A 22,055-nucleotide genomic window follows, 5' to 3' on the forward strand; every position below is an offset into this window, starting at 1 on the left:
AATGATTTTAGGCTATAATGGCGCCTTTTTGCAAAGGAATAATCTTGGACGCTCTAGCTAAGCTAAACACCGAACAATACGCCGCCGCAACCGCTCCTGCGGGGCACAATCTAGTAATCGCAAGCGCAGGCACGGGCAAAACCAGCACCATCGTCGCGCGGATTGCTCATCTACTAAATCTCGGCACGAGCCCTAGAAAAATTTTGCTTCTTACTTTTACGAACAAGGCCGCGAGCGAGATGATAGCGCGCTTGCAGCGGCATTTTGATAAAAAAATCACCTCCGCAATCGTCGCGGGCACCTTTCACGCCGTATCCTACGCCCTACTTCGCGAGCTGGGCAAAGGCGTGATCCTAAAGCAGCCCGCCGAGCTAAAGACGCTGCTAAAAAGCCTCGTAGAAAGGCGTAAATTTTATCACGTAAGCGACGCACGCCCCTACGGCGGGGCGTATCTTTACGACGTGTACTCACTGTATCAAAACAAGGAGATGAGCGCGGATTTTGCGACGTGGTTTAGCGAAAACTACGAAGATCAGGCGGAATTTGCCGAAATTTACGCAGATATTTTGCGCGAGTTTGAAGAGGAAAAGGCAAAATTTAACTACGCAGATTTCAACGACGTATTGCTAAAGATGCGCCGTGAGCTGCAAAAGGGCGCGCCGCTGCGATTTGATGAAATTTTAGTGGACGAGTATCAGGACACAAACTCGCTGCAAGGAAGCCTCATCGATGCCTTTGCGACGAAAAGCCTTTTTTGCGTCGGCGATTTCGATCAGAGCATCTATGCTTTCAACGGCGCAAACATCGACATCATCGGCAGCTTCGGCAAGCGCTTTGCGGACGCTAAAATTTACGCGCTGAATATCAACTATCGCTCAAGCTCGGCGATTTTGGCGCTTGCAAACCGCGTCATCGCGAACAATCCGCGCCTTTACGAAAAGAAGCTGATCGTGGGCCGCGAGGGAAAATTTAGCGCGCCTAGGCTGCATGTTTACGACGATACGGCGGCGCAATACGCCCACGTAGCCGCACAGATCGCGCAAAGCAGCACTCCGCGCGAAAAGATCGCCGTCATCTTCCGCAACAACTCCAGCGCCGACGGCGTCGAAGTAGCGCTTAAGGAGCTCGGCATCGGTGCGAAGCGAAAAGGCGGCGTGAGCTTTTTTGAAAGCCGCGAGATCAAGGCCTTTACGGACATCTTCGCGATGATAATAAACCCAAAAGATATGATGGCCTTTATAAGCACGTGCGAATACGCAAGAGGTGTCGGCAGCGCGCTAAGCAAGGAGCTTTTCGACGCGTTAATCGCGCTTGGGCACGGAAGCATTCACGCAGGTCTTTTGCGCCCCGACGAGAGCGTTAAAATTTTTGAAAAAAAGAGGAAAAACTATCAGCTCGGACTTTTTGACGATGTGGATATTATCGGCTCGGTATCGCGCTTTGAAGCTTTGGAATTTGACGAGTTTTTTCGCTCGCATCCGGTGCTAAAACATAATAAAATCACCGAGGGCGGCGCCGTATTTTTGCACGAAATTTATAAAATTTTTAAAAAAAGTGGCTCAGTTGCGAGGTCTGCTACGCTAATCTCGCAGATCAAAAACTCGCGTCTTTTCGCGCTTGTGGCGGATTTCATCACGACAAAACGCGCGACGCTAAAAAACGGTAAGATAGACGATGAGCGCAAAAAGGATGAGATCTCCCGCATCTACGATAAATGCGGCATTTTAGAGCAGATCGCCGGCAAATACGCGGATCCGCAGAGCTTTTATAATTTCATAACTCTGGGCGCAAAGGAGATGAGCGAGGGCGAGGGGGTGAATCTGCTCAGCGTGCACGCAAGCAAGGGGCTTGAGTTTTGCAGCGTCTATCTCATCGATCTGGCGCAAAATCGCTTCCCGAACCTCAAACTAATGGCGATGGGCGGCAGCCTAGAGGAGGAGCGGCGGCTCTTTTACGTGGCGGTTACCAGAGCGCGCGACGAGCTGGTGCTAAGCTACGCGAAATTTGATAAGATCAGAAAAGTTAGCTACGAGCCGAGCTGCTTTTTAAGGGAAGCGGGGCTGGTGAAATAAGCGAAATTTGCTCGCTAAATTTTGAAATTTCATTTTAGCGCGGGCGGATCGTTTGGGTAAGAATTTTATTCCTCGCGTACGCCTGACGCGCCGCCCTGCTTCTTTATCGGATTGTTATGATAAGAATTTTGCCGTGTGATTTGTAAATTTTACGATTTGTAAATTTTGCAGTGCGGACGTTGTGCGATATTTTACAGAGGACTAAAATTTGAAATTTTGATTATGCTCCGCCGCCGTATTTTATACATCGCGGAGCTCAAATTTTATTTAATAAATTCCAAAATGCCATAAATTCTACGACGAGTTAAAATTTTAAAGCGCATTAAATTTACGGCGCTGCGAAATTTAAAATTTCACTACGTATTGCGCGCGCTGTAAAGAATACGCGCCCTACCGAATTTATTGGTGTGACGGAATTCCGCGCCGCCGCGGCCCACATATTTGTTAAATAGATTTCGCGTCGCGTAAAATTCCATTGCCGGTAAAGTTTGCTGCCGATCAATTTATACCTCATAAAATGCTGTCCGCGCAAATTTAACGCAGCCAAAAGTCCTTCGCCGCGTAATTCACATCGTATTAAACACCCTATCTCCTGCGTCTCCGAGACCCGGCACAATATATTTTTGCTCGTTTAATCTCTCGTCGATCGCCGCGGTAAAAACCTCGACCTGCGGGTAGATCTCGCTAAATCTATGAAGCCCCTCGGGCGCTGCGATGATGGAGATAAATTTGATCTTTTTGACGCCGTTTTTCAGCAGAAATTTCACCGCATCGATCGCCGTACCGCCAGTCGCAAACATCGGATCGATGATGATTGCGGTGCGCTCTGCGGCATCGGCGGGCAGCTTGGCGTAAAAAAACTCCGCCTGCGCGGTCTTTTCGTCGCGCTGAAACCCCAGAAATCCAACGCTAGCATCGGGTATAAGCTTAAATACGCTATCCAGCATCCCCAGAGCGGCGCGCAAAATCGGGCAGATCATGATCTTTGTGGCGAGCTTATACGCGCTGGTCTGCGCCACAGGCGTGTGCACGCTCACCTCGCGTAGCGCTAGATCGCGCGTCGCCTCAAACATCATCAGGTAGCTGATCTCGTCGACGAGCATGCGAAACTGAAACGGATCGGTCTCTCGATCGCGCAGGATCGTGAGCTTATGCTCGATCAGCGGGTGCTTGATTAGCTTAACGTTAGGCAGCTCGCACGCGGTTTGGTGCGTACATTTTTGGCTTTGGCTCATTTTCTCTCCTTAAATTTACTAAATTTTGCGCCCTCTTGGGCTATTTTAATTATATATTTTGATGCGAACTCCCGCGCCGTGGCGCTAAAATTTTACCGATAACGGCGGCACGACTTTAAATTTATCTCATTTTCGCTCGCAATGCGTGCGGTTGCGACGTTTAAATTTAACTCGGCGGCACGCTTTAAATTTAGCGCTTTTATTTTGTCCGCTCGCGTCGCCTTCAATTTAGCCGCTCTTTAAATACGGCACGCTTTTTAAGGCACCTAGCGTTTTAATACGACGGGTGCTTGCGGCGTAAATTTCATCTGCGAAATTATCGTCTGAGGCGGCTTTAAATTTACTTAATGCTCGCACTCGTGAGCTAAATTTTAAAATTCCCCGCTATCTTGCGCGCCGATAAAATTTTAATTTCATAGATGCGGACGCTGTGCAAGCGAGCTAAATAAACCGAGCGTATCTTTTAAATTTAACTCGCCGCAAGCCGTTAAATTTTAACGTGCCGCGGGCAATCAAATTTAACAGCCCTACTCCTTCACCACGCGCAGGAACGAATACACGTCCTGCACCCCGGGCGCGTGCGTCGCGTACCAGATCGCGTGCTTTTCGTGCTCAATGTCGCTCACCACGCCGCTAAATACCACGTCGCAGCCTACGATCGCCACGCGCACCGCAGTACCCGAAACGTCGGTATCGGAAAAGAGATTTTTCTTTAAATTTGTAAAAATTTCAAACGAATTGCACGGATATTCGGGCTTTTTGACGCGCAGATATGTATGCACGCGCTGCACGCCTTCCGTCTCATGCGCTAAAGCAAGTAGCGGCTCGCGCATCGCTTCGCTATCGAGCAGCCCGATGAGATAGACCTCGCCGTAGAAGCACTCGACCTCCAGATCCCAGCTGCTAAGGCCTTTGGTAAATAGAATTTTGCTTTGGATTTTAGTCTGGATGAGCTTGTCGCTAGCGACCTCGCTCACGCTGCGGCGGTCGCGCGCTACAGAGTAGATATCATATACGCTAAGCGCGTTGCCCGCGGGCGCCAGCGGAGCCGCACACGAGCTAAAAAGCACCGCGCTCGCGCTCAAAAATACCGCCAAAATCGCTAGAAACAAAACCCTCAAACCCTCTCCAATCTCGTTTAATTTCTAATTATCTAAAGCCGCTCGCTAGCTTCACTTTTTTAAATTTAGCCCCGCAGGCGCCATTTTACCGCAATTTGAAATTCTGCTCCGTGAGATTTCACCAAAGCCGTATGCTGCAAAATTTTACAATGAAAATTTTAAAATTTACGTTGCAATTCCCACAGCTTACGGAATTCTGTGCTTTCTTCGCTGCGAAATTTCACGCGCAGTATTCATCGCCATAATTTTACTCGGTTAAATTTTTCATTACAAAATTTGCCGCTGCGAAATTCTACGAGGTAAAATTTCTCGCGGCGAAATTCGCCACTGTAAATTTTATATTTCAAAACCCGCGCCCAAAATTCCGCCCGGTCGCGGCTAATTCGTCGTAAGTCCGCCGTCTATCGCAAATATCGCGCCGCTGACCCATTTCGCCTCGTCCGACGCCAAAAACACCGCCGCATCGCCGATGTCCTGCGCGCTACCAATTTTGCCGAGCGGATAGATATTTTGCACCATTTGCTCAAACGCTTCGCGTCCCTGCGGGCTAAGCGCGCTTAAATTTCGCTCAAACTGCGGCGTTAGCACGCTCCCTGGCGCTATGGCGTTGACGCGTACGCCGAGTTTGCCGACCTCGAAGGCAAGCGATTTGGTGAAAGAATTTAGCGCGCCTTTGGTGATCGAATACGCCGTCGTGGTGCGCCCTACGAGCATTCGGTTCGCAAAATACGACGAGATATTGATCACGCAGCCTTTTCTAGCCGCAAGCGCGCCCAAAAGCCCCTGAGTAAGCAGATAAGGCGCTTTGATGTTTAGGTTTAGATGAGCGTCCAGCAGCGCTTCGTCTGTCGCCTCAAACGGTACGAATTTTCCCAGTCCGGCGTTATTTACTAGGATATCTATCTTAGGAGATTGCGCTAAAATGCGCTCGCAAAGACCTTTTATCGTTTTGCTTTGCGCCAAATCCGTCTCTATCGCGTAAGCTTTCACGCCGTAACCGCCCAAGGTCTCCTGTGCGATTTTTAATTTCTCCTCGCTTCTGCCGAGCAGGATCAAATTTGCGCCCTCTTCGGCAAAACACTTTGCGATGCCAAGCCCTATTCCGTCGCTTCCGCCCGTAATTACGGCAGTTTTTCCCTCTAATCGTTTCATACTTTTCCTTTCAATGCGTAAATTTATGCTCTAAAAATTTGAGCGAGATTTATGGATCTCGCAAACTTCGAAATTTTGTAGGCTTTGAAATTTTACCTACTTTAGAATTTCGCTCGCTTTATAATTTTGCGGCGAAGTGAAGTTTCGTCGATAAAATTTTACTAATTTTAAATTCCATCGATAAAATTTCACGGCAAAATTCCATTGCAAAGCTCGCGGTAAAATTCTGCCTAAGCCGCGCGCCACACGGCTTACAGCACCTGTTTTACGCTGCTAGCCGTGATTTCAAGCAGCCTTGTAGCAAACGGAAATTTCGCCTTCGTTTCCTCAAACTCCGCACCACTATCAATAAAGCGCGCCGTGCCCTTTACCACAAAGCCGCGCCCTGCGCCGAAACTGCCTGCTAGCTCCTTTGTAGCGACGCTAAGCTCGATGTTTGGATTTGCCTCCACGTTGCTTTGCGTCTTTTTCATACCCGCAGCCGGGATGAGGATGCGGTCCCCCTTAATGACGAGATATCTGTTCCATGTGTTGCTGATGTGAGCTTCGCCGTGCGCGCAGGTAGCGATACCCACGGCGCATTCATAATTTAAAATCTCCAAAAATTCCTTGCTAAACATTTCTTCTCCTTAAATTTGCGTTTTAAAGCTCGCGGTTTTGGCTGGCAAGCCCCGCGCGCAACTGAAATTCTAACTGCCTCCGCCACTTTCCGCCGCGGTTAAATTTTATATTTCAAAAGCGCATCTTTTTCGGCTTTGCTTACGCGAAAGCTATCGCGGATCTTCGATATCGCCTTGTTTTGGATAAATTTAACCGCCTGCTTGCTCTCCAAAAACGCAAGCGTGATCTCGCGCTGTTTAATAAACATCTCGGCTATCGCCCACGCCGCGCCCATCTGCACGTAATACCGCTCGTCGTTTTCGGCGGCGCAAATTTCAAAAAATTCCTTAGGCGAGATCGCGTCCATATTTTGCATAAAATAAACGTATAAAAATCGCCTCTCAAACTCGTCAGCACCGCTTTTAGCCTGCTTTAGCAGCGCGTCCGCGAAAGCGGCGTCCCTGAATTTCGGAGCGAACATATCGCAAACCGCCCAATTAGGCATCGTTTTGATAAAACTGCTCGCAAGCGCAAATTTCGCTTCATCCTGCTTTAAAAGCATGACGAAAAAGCCTTTTAGCACGAACTCCTCGTGAAAAAAGGGCTCGTAATTTTGCAGCTCGCGCCGCGCCTCGTCCGCTCCGCCCAAAGCGGCGAAGCTTTTGCGAGCAAGTGCGCGCAGTGCGGGAGTGCGCACGCCCAAAATCTGCGGCGCCGGTATTAGGCGCTGCGAAAATTTCGCCAACTTCTCCTCGCTTAGCGCCCGCAGCTGCTTAAGCATCTTTTCTCGTAAATCCATGACTTTCCTTTAAATTTTGATTGCGAATTTTACCAGCTCGAACGCGAGCTGATCTCGGCGCGCCGAAATTTCGCCGCACAGGCTATCTATTTAAACAGATCGCGCCGCACGCTCAAACTAATCGCTCGATAGATCGCGTTTAAGTCGCCCGCCGCACTCACTCAAAGTCTTTTGCCTAAAAAACGCGACTGCTAAATCGCGCAGTATGCCGCCTGGGCAAAATAAGCCGTATCGCTAGAGCCGCTTAAATAAAGCTCGGCGCGTCGTTTGAAAACAAAATTAGATCGCCGCTGCGCGTATTTTCGCCCAAAACCCGCTGCAAATCGCGCTTGTCTTTCAAAACAATAGTCTTTGCGGGGTCGATCCTGCTTTGCAGCACCTCGGAATTTAGCTCGCCCGTAATGATCGCGAGATCAAAAATTTCATCGATCTTGGCAGCCAGCGTCTCATTGTCCTCGCGCGTGCTCTCGACGATGCCCGGCGTGATGATGACCTTGCGCCCGCCGTAGCTTCGCATCAGCTCGTAGCTTTGCAGCATGCCGCTTAGATTGCCGTTGAAGCTATCGTCAATGATGATCTTGCCGCCCGCATCGAGCCGCGCGAGGCGGTGCTCGACGGCACCGACGCGTGCGACGCGGCTTTTGATTTTATCTACGCTAAGCCCTAAAAATCGTGCGATCTTTATGCACGCGGCGAGATTTGCGGCGTTAAATTTACCCAAAATCGGCGCGAAAAACTCATGTCTCTCGCATAGTTCTCTCCGCCCGTTTGAAATTTTACGCTCGTTTGCGGCCTCTTGCGCGCCCTGCTCTTTATCGCCGCAAATTTTATCGTCACTAGCGGCGCGGGCGGCTTGTTCGTAAAATTCTTGCTCGCCCCGCTCGGCGTGGGATATGGAATTTACGTCGTTAAAATCGGCGCCGTAATTTTTAGAATTTTTGTCTTTTTCCGTGTATATCACGCTGCTTGCATCTAGGCTTAAACCGCCCTGCCCTTCGCTATCCGCAGCGGATGTTTCTGCATGCAGCGTGGAATTCTCTCCGCTTGCGAGGGGCTCATCATCGCTCAAGCTAAGGCTAAATTTTATTCCGTCCAGATCCGCGCTGCAAATTTCCAGCCCTTCGTCGTAGATCGTGACGCGCTCGTCCGCGCTTTTTTGCGTGGAGCTGTGCAAAAACGCATGCTTTAGCCGTGCGCTTGTGAGCGCTTCGAGCTTGGTTTTGCGGATGTTTTCTATGCTTTTGAAATACTCGATGTGTTGCGCGCCGATCTCGCCCACGACGACGATCTGCGGCGCCAAAAACTCGGTGATCTCGGCGATGTCGCCGCTTAGCCTGGCGCCTGCTTCGGCGATGTATATCTGCGTATCTGCGGGTAGCGCCTCGTTTACGTCGCGCACGAGCCCTGCCAGCGTGTTTACCGAACGCGGCGTCTTGTAGCAGCGAAAGTCGTTTTTTAAAATTTGATACAAGAAGTTTTTAATGCTCGTCTTGCCGTAGCTCGCGGTGATCTGAATGATCGTAAGAGAGGGCATCTGGGCTAGTTTTTTGCGCGCGGCAGCCTTAAATTTCGCAGCCTGCGCCCGCTCGTAAGCAAAGCTCGCCGCAAGGCCCGCGCCAAGCGGTAAAAAGATCGGCAAAATCGGGCCCCCCGCGGCATAAAATGCGGCATTAAAGCTAAACACACAAACCGCCAAAATCGCAAAAAATCGCTTCACGCGCGGCGTAAAGACGAGCTTTTTATCTAGCCCTCTTTGCCAAAAATAAAGCGCTAGCGCATAGGCCGCGACGATTAGAATTTTAGCGGCGTGCAGGGCATAAAGGGACGCGGCTCCGAATTTAGCCGCACCCAAGCTCGCCGCAATCTCGCAGCCAAAATACGCCGCGAGCGGCAAAATCAAAAAATAGAGGTGCCACGCGGGTTTGGTGAAGTGAAAGATGATGCGCGCGGGCTTGTACGAAAACCACTGCAGGCAGGTGATCAGATAAAAGCCCAGCAGTAGGACGAATGCCGCGTGCGCGATCAAAAATACTATATTCATCTTTTAAAATTCCTTTTTATAAGTTTAGGTGCCCGCCTTGCGAGCCTGTGCGGGCAAAGGGTGCGAGCTCGGGCTAACCGACATCCGACTTCATTTGCAACTTTTACGAATTCTCGCTTTGCAAATTCTATTTTTGCAAACTTCGCTGGCTCGTAAATTCACGCGCTCTTGTGAGCTGCACGAGCCACGCTAGATAAATTTACGCTGCCGCGCGCCGCCCCTGTTTTCGATACCGCGCAGCATCTATCTTTCGCGACCTGAAATTTTCGCACGCTGCGTATCTTGCGATATAGCGCCCTATCTCGCGCGATTATTTGCATTATTTACGGCACATAGGCCTTCTGTCGCGGCAAATACATGGCGCGGTTATGCGACTAAATTTAATCGTCCGCTTTGCGGCGCACGCGCGCGGTTTCGCCTCATTTATACGGCTGCCGCAATCGCGAGCGCAGAGCAGAAACAATCCGCTGCGGCGTTAAAATTTAACGCGGCGCGCCGCAATTTGAGCTTTGCGTTTTATACTACGCGCCCAAAGAGCGTATTTTACGCCGCTAAATTTTAAATATGTGCCGCATACGCGCGGCTTTATAATTTAAATTTACGCTTTGGTTTGCGATCTTTGACGCAAACAGATTGCAAAATTTTAAAACGCGGGAGAACTGCACTAAAGCGCCGCATTGAAACGCTTTTTAAAATGCACTCGCTGCACCTCGCTTTTCGCACGATCTGTTTTTATATCTAAAGCGCGATTTTTAGCAGCGCTAAAATTTCGCGGCTAAATTTTAAAATTTACACCAAATCGCGTTTTGTTTTAAATTTAGCGCGGCGCCAAATCGTTAAATTTAGCTGCTGCTAAGCTCCTTTTCGATCTGCTCGCCGATAAAATCCGCGCTCTGCAAAAAGAAAAAGTGATCCCCCGCCAGCGGATAAAATTTGCTATTTTTGACGAGCGAGTGGATCAGCTCGCCGCTTTTTAGGCTAGTGGCGCGATCGTCCTTGCCCCAAAAGATGAGCGCATTTTGCGGGCTTAGCGCGGAAAAAATATCGCGGAAGTCCTCATTTACGACGTTTTTTAGCGTCTCGTACATCGTCTTGCTCATACCTGCGGCGTCCTTGCTCGCAAACGCACGCCAAAGCCCCGCCAGTCCAAGTCTTTTTAAAATTTTAAAAATTGCGATTTTAGCGCGCACCGCAAAGGGCTTGGGTTCGATGATACCGGCGCTGCTTAGCAGTATGAGATTGCGCGGAGCTAGCAATGCGGCGATCTTGCCGCCGAAGCTGTGCCCCATGATCGCTGCGGGCTGCCTGCCAAAAGCTGCGATAAAGGCGCGCATAATCTCCGCGTAATCCTTGCTGCCAAGGGCGCGCGCGGGCTGGGAGCTGGCGCCGAATCCCGGCAGATCTACAAATACCGCGGCAAAGCGCTTGAACTTGCCCTCAAACGCGCGCTGCATAAGCTTTTTATCCGCTCCCCAACCGTGCAAAATCAGGATGTATTGCTCGCGCTGCAGGTTTGAAATTTCGTAGCTGATTTTGTAGCTCTCGCCGCCGCAGACGAGCTCCTTACTCGCCACCACCGCTCCTTTTGGCGTAGACGGCTTTGAGTAGCTCGACCGCTTTTTCGAGCCGCTCAAACTCGCTCATACTGATCATCACGGCTTCGAATTTGTTGTTTTTGACGATCAGGGCTTTTTTGATCTCTTGGTTTTTGATCTTGTTTAAAACGGTGCTGAAGTTGCGCACGATCTCGGTAGCGGTGTAAATTTCGTCTTGATTTATCATAACTCGACCTTTTAGAGTAAAATTTTACGCAAAATTTAGCGTAAAATTTTAAACGATTGGCTATTTATTAGCGGTGATTTTGGTGATTAGCTCGTAGCTTACAGGTATCTGCCTCATCGGCGGCAGCGATGAAGCAAGAGCTGCTAAGACCTCGGAGAAATCATCAAATAGGTAATTTGCAAGACTACCTGGGTTCGGATTTATCTCGTTTAGATAAATTTCACCCTCTTTTTCAAAAAAATCGCAGCGAATGAGCGCGCCATCGAATGATCCTGCGTTATAAAGCCGCGCAAAGGCGTCTTTCATCTTACCCTCTAGCAAAGCGCCAGGACGAGCGGGCTCGATCGCGCCACTACGCGAAAAATCCAAATATTTACGATCGAAATTTAAATAGCCCTCCTTTTTCGGCTCTTCTATATTCGAAAATACGATTTTGCCGTCTATTTTAGCGCCTGCAAGATTGAATTCCTTTACGTTTTCCCAGTACGGCTCTACGATCGCGCTGTCGTCCAGCTCAAAAGCCTGATCCAGCGCGTAGCTAAACTCGCTTTCGTTCTTGGCTATCGAAATTCCGATGCTAGAGCCCAAATGAGCGGGCTTAACGATGATCGGAAAATTAAAATTAGGCAGGCTAGTACGATTTACGATCTCATACGGCAAGGTTTTTACATTTGCGATTGCGGCTAAGTGCTTGGTTAAAATTTTATTATAGCTTAGCACGCTAGCTTCTATGCGAGGTCCGATATAAGGGATGCCAAAAAACTCAAATAGCGCTGCCATTTTGCCATCCTCGCCGTCGCAGCCATGGATTAGATTGATATATGTGCCGACTTCTAGCATGCTTTTGCTAAACATTCCGCTCTCAAAAAATCCGCCCGCACCGATACTAAGCTCTTTTGCTTTAGCATAGCCGCCCTGCTTAAAATATGCCGCGCGCATATTTTTATCCTCAATGCGGTAAAATTTACGATTTTTATCGCAAAATACAAACTCCAAGTCCCAGCCTTTTAGGGCATTTTTGACGGCAATTGCCGAGATGATACTTACTTCGTGCTCGTAGCTTTGAGCTCCAAAAACTATGCCAAATTTCATTGTTTTCCTTCAAATTTTATTTTCTACGCTAATTTTTTTAACGCCTCTTTGACAAGATCTGACGTATTTGTGCTACTGCATCCCGCTAAGATTTGATTGATCTTATCGCGCTTAAATCCAAGGCTTTGTAGCGCGGACGCTGCTTCGTTTTTATAAGTCTCGCTAGGACCGAATTCCATTAGCTTCGCATCGCCCAGTTCAGCAATGATCCGTCTAGCGGTCTTTGGGCCGATACCCGGAACTGAAGTTAGCGTCGCAGCATCCCCCGTAGCTACGCAACGCGCGAAATCCTGCGGAGCGAGCGTCGAACAAACTGCCATCGCCGTGCTTGCACCTACACCGCTAAGCTTGATTAGGGTTTCAAACATCCTTTTTTCACTCTCGTCTAAAAACCCATACAGCAAATCGGCATCCTCGCGCAGAATTTGTACGCACGCAAGCTCGGTCAGCTTGCCCTGCGCGAGCTTCGCGGAGGTATTTAATGACAATGAAAGAGCGTAGCTCACGCCGCTAGCGCATTTAATGACGCAAGCAGTGGGCTCCTTGCGCGTGATAATTCCTTCGATCGCCGCTATCATCTAAGAGCCTTTAAAATTTCATTTATGCTCTCATTAAGCGCTAAATTTAGAGCATTATAAATGCTTTGCGAGCTAGGATCAGGCACGAAAACGCGCTTAGTAACGATGCCAGATTTTATACTTTCTAAAGAATTTAAAATTTCATACCCCATCGTGACGGTTGCCTGATCGTTATTGATCTGAAGCGCTACGATACTAGTTTTTAGGCGCAAATCCCGCTCTTTTGGCACGAAGATCGGATTTAGCGAGCAAGTGGAAAATGCCGCATCAAGCAGTGCCTTATATACCATTTCGCTAGGCATCGTGATAAATTTGGCGTCGCTTGCGAACCGCGTTCGGTTTCTAAAATCCACTATTAAAATATCCCGCCTATCGACGAGATCTGTCGCCGTAATGGTGTCGATAAAGATATTTTTGCGCGCACCGCTAGGATTTACGCAGCGCTTTTGATCATAACGCAGCTCGTAGTAGGTGTATGGCTTAGCCTGCTTAGCTAAGCAGCCGCCTAAAAATATCGCTGCTAGCGTCGCAGCAAGCGTAAACTTTATAAAATTTTTCATCTTTATTCCTTTTTATCGTCGCGATCCGCGCCTTTAGAAGTGTCTTTGAAAAAGAAATCGTAAGGATTGTCCTCTAGCCTAAACATCGCGCCTTGGAATTCTCTAAGCGATTTTTTGAGCTCGCCAAGAGTGTTTTTTGCCTCCTCAAGCGTAGGATCCAAGATCGCTTTTAGATTGTACTCGCCGCGATCGATACGCTTAGTGATAATGCCTGCGGTTTTATCCAGCGAATTCGATAGATTGGCAGCACTCACGGCAAAAGCGTTTAGATTATCTAGCAGCGCGTCTAGCTCCTTCTCGCGCTCGTTTAAATTTGCTATGAGAGTATTTACGTTAGCAAGCAGCGCGTCTAGGCTTTGGAATTTTTTCTCATCGCTTAGCTCGGCGCTAAATTTATCCATCGAAGATAGAATTCTATCCACTTTATCGGTATTTTGCTTAGACAACAGCCCGTTAATCTTAAAGATCATCTCACTCACGCTATCGGTGATGACTTCGGCTTTGGAGCCGATTTTATCAAGAAGCGTTTTATCCAGCGCAATTATCGGCTTTTTATCATTCGGTGGGAAAAGCTTGCCGCTTCCTTTCGTGATATTTATAAACGCGATTCCGCTGATGCCTTGAGATTCTACCTTAGCGACGCTATCTTGTGAGATCGGTAGCTTGCTTTTTACTGAAATTTCAATCTCAATAATCGCATTTTCGATATCGGCAAAGTCGATACTTTTGATGATGCCCGCATTTACGCCGATAAATTTAACCTCAGAATTCTCCTTAATGCCTACGGGAAGCTCTTTTGTGTGGATATAGTAGGAGCGGTAGCTCTCGCCGCGGTCGGTCTTAGTAAGCATCCACCACATAAACGCCGTAAGAGCCGCGACGCAGATCATAACAAATGCGCCTACTATCGTGTATGAAGTTCTATTTTCCAATCTTTTCTCCTAATTTCAGAGCATAAAATTTAAGCCCTGCGATATGCCTTAAAATAGCCATTTGGGCTTAAATTTTAAAACTTAGCTTTTTCTCAAATAGCCGCAAAATTCGCAGAATTATCTGAGTTTAAATTTTAAAGCTTAGCGTGCATTTTGAAATTTCAAAATATCACCGCGCCGTATTTTAGCGTAAAATTTTGCCGTCCCGGTTTAATTTAGCGCGGTTTGTTCGCTAAAATTTCAAAATTTATGCGCTATCCAATAATGCGCCCTTAAATGCGACCCGCCTAAATTTTAAAATTTCAATTGAGCCGCTAATGTCTAAATTTTAAAAATTTAAGCTCTGCGGAGCCTGGAATTCCTCGCTAGGTTTAAAATTTAAAATTTTCCCGCCGCTATTTTAAAATTTTAGCTCCTATCTATCTAAATTTTACCTGCCGCGATCTGTATTTTGGCTAGATAAATTTCAAAGCTCAATCCCTTTGCCGCATCTTAAATAGCTCTTCAAGGGGGTTATTCTCCATGTTTGAAATCTCTTTTATGCTTCCTTCAAAGGCAATTTTTTGATTATCCACGATCAAAAATCGATCCAAAATGTCAAAGATACTATCCACGTCGTGCGTCACCATCACGACCGTGACGCCAAGGCTGTCTCTAAGCTCGCAAACAAGCCTATCAAGGGCTCTGGCGCTGAGCGGATCAAGCCCCGAGTTTGGCTCGTCCAAAAATAAAATTTCAGGGCTAAGTGCTAGCGCGCGAGCCAGCGCTACACGCTTTTTCATACCGCCGCTAAGCTCGTTTGGTCTAAGCGCGGCGGCTTCCTTTTTAAGCCCCACCTTTTGGATCCAAAACATCGATAGCTCATCTATCTCGCGCTCGTTAAATTTAGAGTATTCGCGCAGCAGAACGCCTACGTTTTCGAGCACGCTCATCGAGCTGTAAAGCGCGCCAAACTGAAACATCACGCCGCATTTTAGGCGGATCTCGTTTTGCTCCGCCTCGCTCGCGCGCCAAATATCGCGCCCGAAAATTTTAATCTCGCCGCTTTGCGGACGTTTTAAAAATATAAGGGTTTTCATTAACGTCGTTTTACCGCTTCCGCTGCCGCCTAGGAAGCCGTAAATTTCGCCATTTTTGACGCTAAAGCTCACACAATCGTGCATAACGCGCGATCCGTATGCAGTAGTAACATCGCGCGCGACTATAATTTTAGCGCTTTCGCTAGATTGCACTTGCTCGCTCATAACCCGATTTCCGAAAACAAAACTGCAAATACCGCGTCGATCGCGATAACCCAAAATATCGCGTTTACGACGCTAATGGTGGTGTATTCGCCGATGCTTTGGGTATTTCCTTTGACTTCAAAACCCCGCATACAGCCGATGATAGCGATGAATGCCCCGAAAAACGGCGCTTTAATCATACCCACTAAAAAATGCCTAAGCTCTACAGAAGCCTTAAATCTATCCAAATAATTGCTAAAGGCTATGTCTAAATACGCGTCACACACGATCATCTGAGCAAAAATACTTACCGAATCTGCGATAAAAATGACTAGCGGCATGATTAGTACCATCGCGATAATGCGCGGCATCGCAAGAAAATAAAACGGATCAAAGCCCATCGTCCTCATCGCATCGATCTCTTCGGTGATCTTCATCACGCCGATCTGTGCCGTAAAGCTCGAAGCCGAGCGACCCGCGATAACGATAGCGGCGATTAGAGGCGCTACCTCACGAAGCGTCAAAGCACCCATTATATCGATGATGTAGATGCTGGCGCCAAATTTAGAAAGCATATCCGAGCCTATGTAAGCAAGCACGATACCGATCAAAAATGCCGTCAATGAGACGATGAAAAGCGCGTCTATTCCGCTATCTTTGATGAAATTTACGGTTTCTTTGAAACGGAATTTCATCGGATGAATTATAAAAGCCGCGAGTTTGGAAAAAAACTCGCCCAAAAAGCTAGCAAGGCTTAGCAAGCCTAGAATTCCAAGATGACAATAAAGTCCAATCTGCGCTAAAAAATTTAGCCTACGAGATTCGGGTACATAGCTAAAATCGATCGTTTTATCATCCATAAAGCTTAGAATTTTGGCGGCTTTGCAGCTATCCTCCACAAGGCTTACCCGCTTGCCGGCAAGGGCGTTTTTGATCATCAGCGCCATGAAATAGTCTAAATTTGAAATTTCGCTTAAGCTTAGCTCCAGCTCGTTTAGATTTTTTACCGCTTTTTTTAGTGCAAGCAGCTGCGATCGCGAGCTTTTGTAGTTCCACTGCCCGCGTAGCGATAGGGTATTTTTCCCGCCCGAGCTTTCGAGCGAAAAGGCTAAATTCCGCAAAAATTTCTCTCCAAAATCAAAAAATAGGGGAAATTATAATATAATCAACCTTGGCATTTTATAAAATTTAATGGAGATTTATGCTCAGAGGCTTTTTTACAAATAGCGCAGGCACGCTGGTTTCGCGAGTTTTGGGTTTTGTGCGCGACCTGCTTACCGCATCGGTTTTGGGCGCGGGAATTTACAGCGATCTATTTTTCGTAGCGTTTAAACTGCCCAATCTTTTCCGCAGACTATTCGGCGAGGGAGCTTTTACGCAGGCGTTTTTGCCCAGCTTTACCGCCGCGCGTAAAAAAGGAATTTTTGCCGCAGCGGTGCTAATAAAATTTAGCATTTTCATCGCGCTTTTAACGGCGCTCGTGCTGCTCGCCGCGCCCGTTTTTACCAAAGTTTTGGCATACGGATTTAGCGCCGAGCAGATCGGTCTTGCGGTGCCGTACGTGCGGATAAATTTTTTCTATCTCACGTTCATCTTCGTCGTTACGCTCTTTGCTTCGCTGCTTCAGTATCGCGACCACTTCGCTACGACGGCGTTTTCGACCGCACTTTTAAATTTGGCGATGATCGCGGCGCTTCTGCTAGCTCGCGGTAAGGACGGCGCTACGGCGGTGCTTTATCTTAGCTTCGGCGTCGTAGCGGGCGGGCTTTTACAGCTTGCGGTGCACGTTTATGCGCTGAAGTTCACCGGTATGCTGCGCGTCTTGGCTGGCGGCTTTGCGCGGCTTGCGCGTGGCGATAAAGCGCAAACGCAGGGCTTTTATAAAAATTTTTTCGCGGGCGTACTCGGTGCGTCGGCACTTCAGCTAAGCTCGTTTATAGATACCTTCTTTGCGAGCTTCCTTGCTAGCGGCAGTATCAGCTATCTTTACTACGCCAACCGCATATTTCAGCTGCCGCTCGCGCTTTTTGCGATCGCGCTTAGCACAGCGATCTTTCCGCGCATGAGCAAATTCGTAAAAGCTCACGACGACGCGCAGGCTCTGGCGCTTGTCGAGCGCGGATTTTACTTCCTTTTGGCGCTGCTCGGACTCTCTGCGATAGGCGGCGTGATGCTGCGAAACGAGATCACGCAGCTGCTATTTGAGCGCGGAGAATTTACCCGTCAAAATTCCATAGAATGCGCCGCGGTTCTTGGCGCATATATGGTAGGGCTCGTGCCGTTTGGGCTGTCTAGGATTTTTTCGCACTGGCTGTATGCGAATATGAAGCAGAAGCTAAGCGCGAAAATTTCGATCTGGTGCGTCTTTATAAACGTCGCTTTGTGTGCGCTGTTTTTTAAACCCTTTGGAGCCGTAGGGCTTGCGTTTGCAAGCACGATAACGGGGGCGTTTCTACTCGGCTTCAACCTCTATTTTTTTGGATTTAATAACTTTTTGGCTATAATCCGCGCAAAAAAAATTATTGCGATCGCAGCGCTTTGTGCGGGCGAAGCGGCGATTTTATACATTTTAAAAGGCTTGTATTATGGTAATTTATGATAGTTTGAGCAAAAAGAAGCTCCCGTTTGAGCCCATTAACGAGGGGCTGGCGCGCATTTACGCCTGCGGCCCGACCGTCTATGACGACGCGCATCTTGGGCACGCAAAAAGCGCCGTGAGCTTCGATCTGCTGCGCCGCGTACTGCAAGCAGAGGGCTATGAGGTAAAATTTGCGCGAAATTTCACCGACATCGACGATAAAATTTTAAAAAAGATGGAGCAGAGCGGCAAGAGCCTCGAGGAGATCACGGAATTTTACACCCGCAGATATTTGCAGGATATGAGCGCGCTAAACGTCGCGGACGCGAGCATTTCGCCCAAGGCGACCGAAAATATCGCTGCGATCTGCGAGCTCATATCCTCGCTTCTTCAAAAAGGCTTTGCCTATGAGATCGCTGGTGACGGTATCTACTTCGACACGCGCAAGGACTGGGATTATCTAAGCCTTAGCGGCAAAAAAGAGGGCGCCGGCAAAAACATCGCCCGCGTCGCCTCAAACGATGCCAAGCACGATGAGAAGGACTTCGTGCTGTGGAAATTTGACGAGAATTGGTTTGATAGCCCATTCGGCAAAGGGCGCCCCGGCTGGCACAGCGAGTGCGTAGCGATGATTTTGGCGCACCTTGATAGCGGAGACGCGAAATTTTGCATAGACATTCACGCAGGCGGCGCCGATCTGCTCTTCCCGCATCACGAAAATGAAGCCGCGCAGTGCCGCTGCGCCCGCCATAGAGCGCTAAGCAAATACTGGCTCCACAACGGCTTCGTGCAGGTAAATAACGAAAAGATGAGTAAGAGCCTAGGCAACTCCTTTTTTGTAGGAGACGCTCTAAAAATCGCACCCGGTGAGGCGCTGAGATTTTATCTCTTAAGCTCGCATTACAGGGCAAATTTTAATTATTCGGTGACCGATCTGCTTGCGAGCAAAAAGAGGCTAGATAAAATTTACCGCCTTAAAAAGCGTGTCCGTGACGTTCTAGCTCCCGCTGCAGGACAAAATTCTGCGTCTGAGCTGCCTGCTGCGGAGGTTAAATTTAGATCGGAGATGATGGAGTTTTTAAGCGACGATCTCAATACTTCAGGTGCACTTGCGGTGCTTGATAGCTTCGTAGCAAGCGCGAACGAAGCGCTAGATCGCGCGCCAAAAGATAAGGCGCTAAAAGCCCGTATCGCTGCGAATTTGGAGTTTGCAAAGCAGACGCTTGGAATTTTATATGAGGATGAGACCGAATACTTTCGCTTCGGTGTGAGCGAGCAGCAAAGAGCGCAGATAGAGGAGCTGATCAAACAGCGCGCGCAGGCGAAAGCGGAAAAGGACTTTGCGGGCGCGGATGCCATCAGGGCGCGCCTTACGGATATGAAGATCGAAGTAATGGATACGCCTGGCGGCACAGTTTGGGAAGTCGCAGCGGAGTAAAACGTAAAATTTAGCGCAAAATTTTACGTTAAATTTTATGACTTTTACGATGCAAAGCGTAAATCCGAATACTAATCCGCGCGTAAATTTTAGTGCGATTTTTATCTGAAGCATTGCTATGCCGCGGCGCGATTTTATTTAGCGATACGGTGCAGGAGCGATGTGTGACGTGACGCGACGACAGAAGCGCGAGGCGGATAGCGATTTTCATTCGTCGGCGCAGCTGATACGGCGGCGCGATATAGCGCGGTACAGCGGTGGCGCTACGTGCCTGGCTGTGCGTAAATTTCAGTGCGATTTTTTATGACAATTGGCGATGCAGAGTTGTGTCGCAGCGCAGTGAAAGCAGCACTGCGGCGCACCTGTGCGTAAATTTTAACGCAACTAAGTGCAGTGGAATGCGCTGCGGCGACGCGCAAATTTCGGCGCGATTTTTATTCGGCGATATTATACGTGTGTGTGCAGCGACGAAAGTCACGATTTCATTCGGTAACGCTGCTGATATAGTGGCGAATGCACAAGGCAGGCTGCGATTTTCATTCGGTAGCGCGGTGTGCGAAAGCGCAATGCGGCGCGACGATGCGAAGTCGCAATACGCGATGTATATTATATTACGATACGGCCTTTGAGTGCTTTATGACGCCTCAAAGCGTTCAGCGTTTTAAAAAAATGGCGTGCGAAAGTGTTTAGAGATCGCGATAAATAAAAACTCGCTTGCTTTAAGCACTTAACGCTTTAAAAGCGGCAAACAAAAAAGCTAAATCTCGGCGTCGTCCGCACGGTCACCGCATGCGAGTGAGTTGATTTAGTGAGCTTGCGAAGCGCAAATTAATCCCGCGCCACCCTATAAATTTTGTGCTGCCTAGCGGTCGAAATTCTAAAATTTAAGGAATTTTAAAATTTCAGAATTTTTGAGATTTTAAATTTTAAAATTTCAAGAATTTCAGAATTTCATAAATTTTGGGATTTCAGGATTTTAAATTTTAAAAATTTTATAAAAAAGGATTGTATTTGAACGGTTTTAAAACTTTACTATCGCGCTTTAAGCCCTATTTTAGGGATTACAAGCCGCAGTTTGCATTGGCGATTTTGGGTATGGTGATGACGAGCGTGGCGACTGCTGCGAGCGCGAAGCTGGTCGAGCCCGTTTTAAATAAAATTTTCGTCGAAAAAAACGAGCCGTATCTCTATACGCTTCCGATCGCGATCATCGTGGTTTTCGCGATGAAAAGCGGCGGCGCGTTTATGCAAAACTACTTCACCGCCTTCATCGGTCAAGACACGGTGCGCCGCTTCCGCGACAGGCTCGTCGCAAGCCTCGTGCGGCTGGACGTGGATTTTTTCAACCGCTTCCGTACGGGCGAGCTCATCAGCCGCACGATCAACGACATAGAGCGTATCCGCGTTGTGGTTTCGAATATGATCCCCGATTTTTTCACGCAGATCATTACGATTTTGGGGCTTTTGGGCGTCGTGATCTATCAGAGCCCAAAGCTTTCGTTTTTCGCGCTCGTGGTCTTTCCGTGCGCGATATATCCGCTCTCGCGCCTTGCAAAGCGGATGAAAAAAATTTCGCGCGAGTCTCAAGAAAAAACCTCCGATATCTCCTCGGCGCTCAGTCAAATTTACTCCAACATCGAAATCGTCAAGGCAAGTAACGCCGAGAGCTTTGAAGTGGAGAAATTTAACGCCGAAAACAGGAAATTTTTCGGTCTAAATTTAAAGGCGGTCGTAACGACGTGTCTAGTAAGCCCGATCATGGAGATGCTAGGCGCCGTGGGCATCGCGGTGGTGATCATCGTCGGAGGGCAGGAGGTCATCGCGGGTCAAATGAGCATCGGCAGCTTTTTCAGCTTCCTTACGGCGCTTTTTATGGTTTACACGCCGATAAAAAAGGTCTCCTCGCTATACAACAACATGCAAGACGCCATCGCAGCGAGCGAGCGGACGTTTGAGCTGATCGACTTGGAGCCTACGATAGTCGGAGGCGGCAAGCAGATGGGCGAGATAGGCTCGGTGAGCTTTTGCGACGTGTCGCTAAACTACGGCGACAAAGCGGCGCTGAAAGATATAAGCTTTGGCGTCAAAAAGGGCGAAATTTTAGCGCTCGTCGGAAACAGCGGCGGCGGCAAAAGCTCGGTCGTGAACCTTCTGATGCGCTTTTACGACGCAAGTAGCGGTAAAATTTTATTCAACGGCAACGACGAGATCGGCGAGTTTAGCATCCCTAGCCTGCGCGAAAATATCGGCCTCGTAAGCCAGCGCGTCTATATTTTCAACGACACGATCGCGCAAAACGTAAGCTACGGCGCGGAATTTAACGAGCAGCGCGTCATAGAGGCGCTCAAGCTCGCCAACGCCTATGAGTTCGTAAGCTCGATGAAGGATGGAATTTACACCGTGCTTAGCGAGTTCGGCGCAAATCTTAGCGGCGGGCAGCGCCAGCGTATCGCAATCGCGCGCGCGCTGTATAAGGACCCGCAAATTTTAATATTCGACGAGGCGACTTCGGCGCTGGATAACGCAAGCGAAAAGGAGATCTCAAACGTCATCGAAAAGATCAAACAAAGCAAAATCGTCTTTGTAATCGCGCACCGCCTCTCCACGATCGAGCGCGCCGATAATATCGCCGTGATGAAAAACGGCCGCATTCTCGCCATCGGCACCGACGCGAAGCTGACGGGCGAATGCGAGGAGTATCGCAGCCTAAAGGGGATTATGCAAAACGGTTAGAGCTTTAAAATTTTACCCATTTTGCGCCCCGGTTTTGCTCTATGAAATTTTAAAATTTTATCTTTGAAGCAAGCCGCATAAATTTATCCGCAAAAATTGAAATTTTACCTTGAAATTTA

General features: G+C 48.4%; 18 protein-coding genes. 4 read left to right on the top strand and 14 right to left on the bottom strand.

Annotated features, from left to right (window positions below; genetic code table 11):
• Positions 1-17: 17 nt before the first annotated feature.
• A complete protein-coding gene (locus KH703_RS01660; RefSeq protein ID WP_304293569.1) occupies positions 18-2,072 on the top strand; it encodes an ATP-dependent helicase in 2,055 nt (684 codons plus the stop codon).
• A 566-nt stretch (positions 2,073-2,638) separates the two neighbouring features.
• Here the strand turns inward: KH703_RS01660 and upp are convergent.
• The 14 genes from upp to KH703_RS01730 all read right to left on the bottom strand — a co-directional run bounded on the left by upp (position 2,639) and on the right by KH703_RS01730 (position 16,308).
• Complete coding sequence (gene upp / locus KH703_RS01665) at positions 2,639-3,265, bottom strand: uracil phosphoribosyltransferase (RefSeq protein WP_304293646.1); 627 nt, start codon at positions 3,263-3,265, stop codon at positions 2,639-2,641.
• A gap of 569 nt (positions 3,266-3,834) precedes the next feature.
• Complete coding sequence (locus KH703_RS01670; RefSeq protein WP_304293571.1) at positions 3,835-4,428, bottom strand: BON domain-containing protein; 594 nt, start codon at positions 4,426-4,428, stop codon at positions 3,835-3,837.
• A 378-nt stretch (positions 4,429-4,806) separates the two neighbouring features.
• Entirely contained in the window at positions 4,807-5,580 is a 774-nt protein-coding gene (locus KH703_RS01675; RefSeq protein ID WP_304293573.1) for an SDR family NAD(P)-dependent oxidoreductase, read from the bottom strand.
• Positions 5,581-5,831: 251 nt separating this feature from the next.
• Positions 5,832-6,200, bottom strand: coding sequence for a pyridoxamine 5'-phosphate oxidase family protein (locus tag KH703_RS01680; protein WP_304293575.1), 369 nt, complete (start codon positions 6,198-6,200; stop codon positions 5,832-5,834).
• Positions 6,201-6,298: 98 nt separating this feature from the next.
• The gene (locus tag KH703_RS01685) at positions 6,299-6,979 is read right to left on the bottom strand and encodes a DNA alkylation repair protein (RefSeq protein ID WP_304293577.1); all 681 of its coding nucleotides are present in this window, start codon (positions 6,977-6,979) and stop codon (positions 6,299-6,301) included.
• A 244-nt stretch (positions 6,980-7,223) separates the two neighbouring features.
• Positions 7,224-9,020 (bottom strand): Mur ligase family protein, encoded by a 1,797-nt coding sequence (locus KH703_RS01690; protein ID WP_304293579.1) that lies wholly within the window; start codon positions 9,018-9,020, stop codon positions 7,224-7,226.
• A gap of 842 nt (positions 9,021-9,862) precedes the next feature.
• The gene (locus KH703_RS01695; protein WP_304293581.1) at positions 9,863-10,594 is read right to left on the bottom strand and encodes an alpha/beta fold hydrolase; all 732 of its coding nucleotides are present in this window, start codon (positions 10,592-10,594) and stop codon (positions 9,863-9,865) included.
• On the bottom strand, positions 10,584-10,802 hold the full coding sequence (locus KH703_RS01700; protein WP_177389042.1) for a type II toxin-antitoxin system Phd/YefM family antitoxin: 219 nt from the start codon (positions 10,800-10,802) through the stop codon (positions 10,584-10,586). Before KH703_RS01700 ends, KH703_RS01695 begins: the two co-directional genes overlap by 11 nt.
• Positions 10,803-10,862: 60 nt before the next feature.
• A complete protein-coding gene (locus KH703_RS01705) occupies positions 10,863-11,894 on the bottom strand; it encodes a D-alanine--D-alanine ligase (RefSeq protein WP_304293584.1) in 1,032 nt (343 codons plus the stop codon).
• A 23-nt stretch (positions 11,895-11,917) separates the two neighbouring features.
• Positions 11,918-12,472: a Holliday junction branch migration protein RuvA gene (gene ruvA / locus KH703_RS01710; protein ID WP_304293585.1), complete on the bottom strand. Its 555-nt coding sequence runs from the start codon at positions 12,470-12,472 to the stop codon at positions 11,918-11,920.
• Complete coding sequence (locus KH703_RS01715; RefSeq protein WP_005870378.1) at positions 12,469-13,032, bottom strand: hypothetical protein; 564 nt, start codon at positions 13,030-13,032, stop codon at positions 12,469-12,471. Before KH703_RS01715 ends, ruvA begins: the two co-directional genes overlap by 4 nt.
• A gap of 2 nt (positions 13,033-13,034) precedes the next feature.
• A complete protein-coding gene (locus tag KH703_RS01720; protein ID WP_177389034.1) occupies positions 13,035-13,964 on the bottom strand; it encodes an MlaD family protein in 930 nt (309 codons plus the stop codon).
• A gap of 473 nt (positions 13,965-14,437) precedes the next feature.
• On the bottom strand, positions 14,438-15,208 hold the full coding sequence (locus KH703_RS01725) for an ABC transporter ATP-binding protein (RefSeq protein WP_304293589.1): 771 nt from the start codon (positions 15,206-15,208) through the stop codon (positions 14,438-14,440).
• Positions 15,205-16,308 (bottom strand): ABC transporter permease, encoded by a 1,104-nt coding sequence (locus tag KH703_RS01730; protein ID WP_304293591.1) that lies wholly within the window; start codon positions 16,306-16,308, stop codon positions 15,205-15,207. Before KH703_RS01730 ends, KH703_RS01725 begins: the two co-directional genes overlap by 4 nt.
• A gap of 80 nt (positions 16,309-16,388) precedes the next feature.
• Between KH703_RS01730 and murJ the strand changes: the two genes are divergently transcribed.
• The 3 genes from murJ to KH703_RS01745 all read left to right on the top strand — a co-directional run bounded on the left by murJ (position 16,389) and on the right by KH703_RS01745 (position 21,936).
• On the top strand, positions 16,389-17,786 hold the full coding sequence (gene murJ / locus KH703_RS01735; protein WP_297997867.1) for a murein biosynthesis integral membrane protein MurJ: 1,398 nt from the start codon (positions 16,389-16,391) through the stop codon (positions 17,784-17,786).
• On the top strand, positions 17,773-19,203 hold the full coding sequence (gene cysS / locus KH703_RS01740) for a cysteine--tRNA ligase (RefSeq protein ID WP_304293593.1): 1,431 nt from the start codon (positions 17,773-17,775) through the stop codon (positions 19,201-19,203). The genes murJ and cysS overlap by 14 nt, the downstream gene beginning before the upstream one ends.
• Before the next feature lie 1,011 nt (positions 19,204-20,214).
• Positions 20,215-21,936, top strand: coding sequence for an ABC transporter ATP-binding protein (locus tag KH703_RS01745; RefSeq protein WP_304293595.1), 1,722 nt, complete (start codon positions 20,215-20,217; stop codon positions 21,934-21,936).
• Positions 21,937-22,055 lie beyond the last annotated feature (119 nt).

It is taken from the genome of Campylobacter gracilis (assembly GCF_018374135.1).
Classification (GTDB): Bacteria; Campylobacterota; Campylobacteria; order Campylobacterales; family Campylobacteraceae; genus Campylobacter_B; species Campylobacter_B gracilis_A.

What these genes read in the sequence shown, in the direction of transcription:
- KH703_RS01725 (WP_304293589.1), bottom strand. Translation starts at nt 15,208, where the DNA reads ATGAGCGAGCAAGTGCAATCTAGCGAAAGCGCTAAAATTATAGTCGCG.
- ruvA (WP_304293585.1), bottom strand. Translation starts at nt 12,472, where the DNA reads ATGATAGCGGCGATCGAAGGAATTATCACGCGCAAGGAGCCCACTGCT.
- KH703_RS01660 (WP_304293569.1), top strand. Translation starts at nt 18, where the DNA reads ATGGCGCCTTTTTGCAAAGGAATAATCTTGGACGCTCTAGCTAAGCTA.
- murJ (WP_297997867.1), top strand. Translation starts at nt 16,389, where the DNA reads ATGCTCAGAGGCTTTTTTACAAATAGCGCAGGCACGCTGGTTTCGCGA.
- KH703_RS01685 (WP_304293577.1), bottom strand. Translation starts at nt 6,979, where the DNA reads ATGGATTTACGAGAAAAGATGCTTAAGCAGCTGCGGGCGCTAAGCGAG.
- KH703_RS01715 (WP_005870378.1), bottom strand. Translation starts at nt 13,032, where the DNA reads ATGAAAAATTTTATAAAGTTTACGCTTGCTGCGACGCTAGCAGCGATA.
- KH703_RS01690 (WP_304293579.1), bottom strand. Translation starts at nt 9,020, where the DNA reads ATGAATATAGTATTTTTGATCGCGCACGCGGCATTCGTCCTACTGCTG.
- cysS (WP_304293593.1), top strand. Translation starts at nt 17,773, where the DNA reads ATGGTAATTTATGATAGTTTGAGCAAAAAGAAGCTCCCGTTTGAGCCC.
- KH703_RS01675 (WP_304293573.1), bottom strand. Translation starts at nt 5,580, where the DNA reads ATGAAACGATTAGAGGGAAAAACTGCCGTAATTACGGGCGGAAGCGAC.
- KH703_RS01700 (WP_177389042.1), bottom strand. Translation starts at nt 10,802, where the DNA reads ATGATAAATCAAGACGAAATTTACACCGCTACCGAGATCGTGCGCAAC.
- KH703_RS01680 (WP_304293575.1), bottom strand. Translation starts at nt 6,200, where the DNA reads ATGTTTAGCAAGGAATTTTTGGAGATTTTAAATTATGAATGCGCCGTG.
- KH703_RS01705 (WP_304293584.1), bottom strand. Translation starts at nt 11,894, where the DNA reads ATGAAATTTGGCATAGTTTTTGGAGCTCAAAGCTACGAGCACGAAGTA.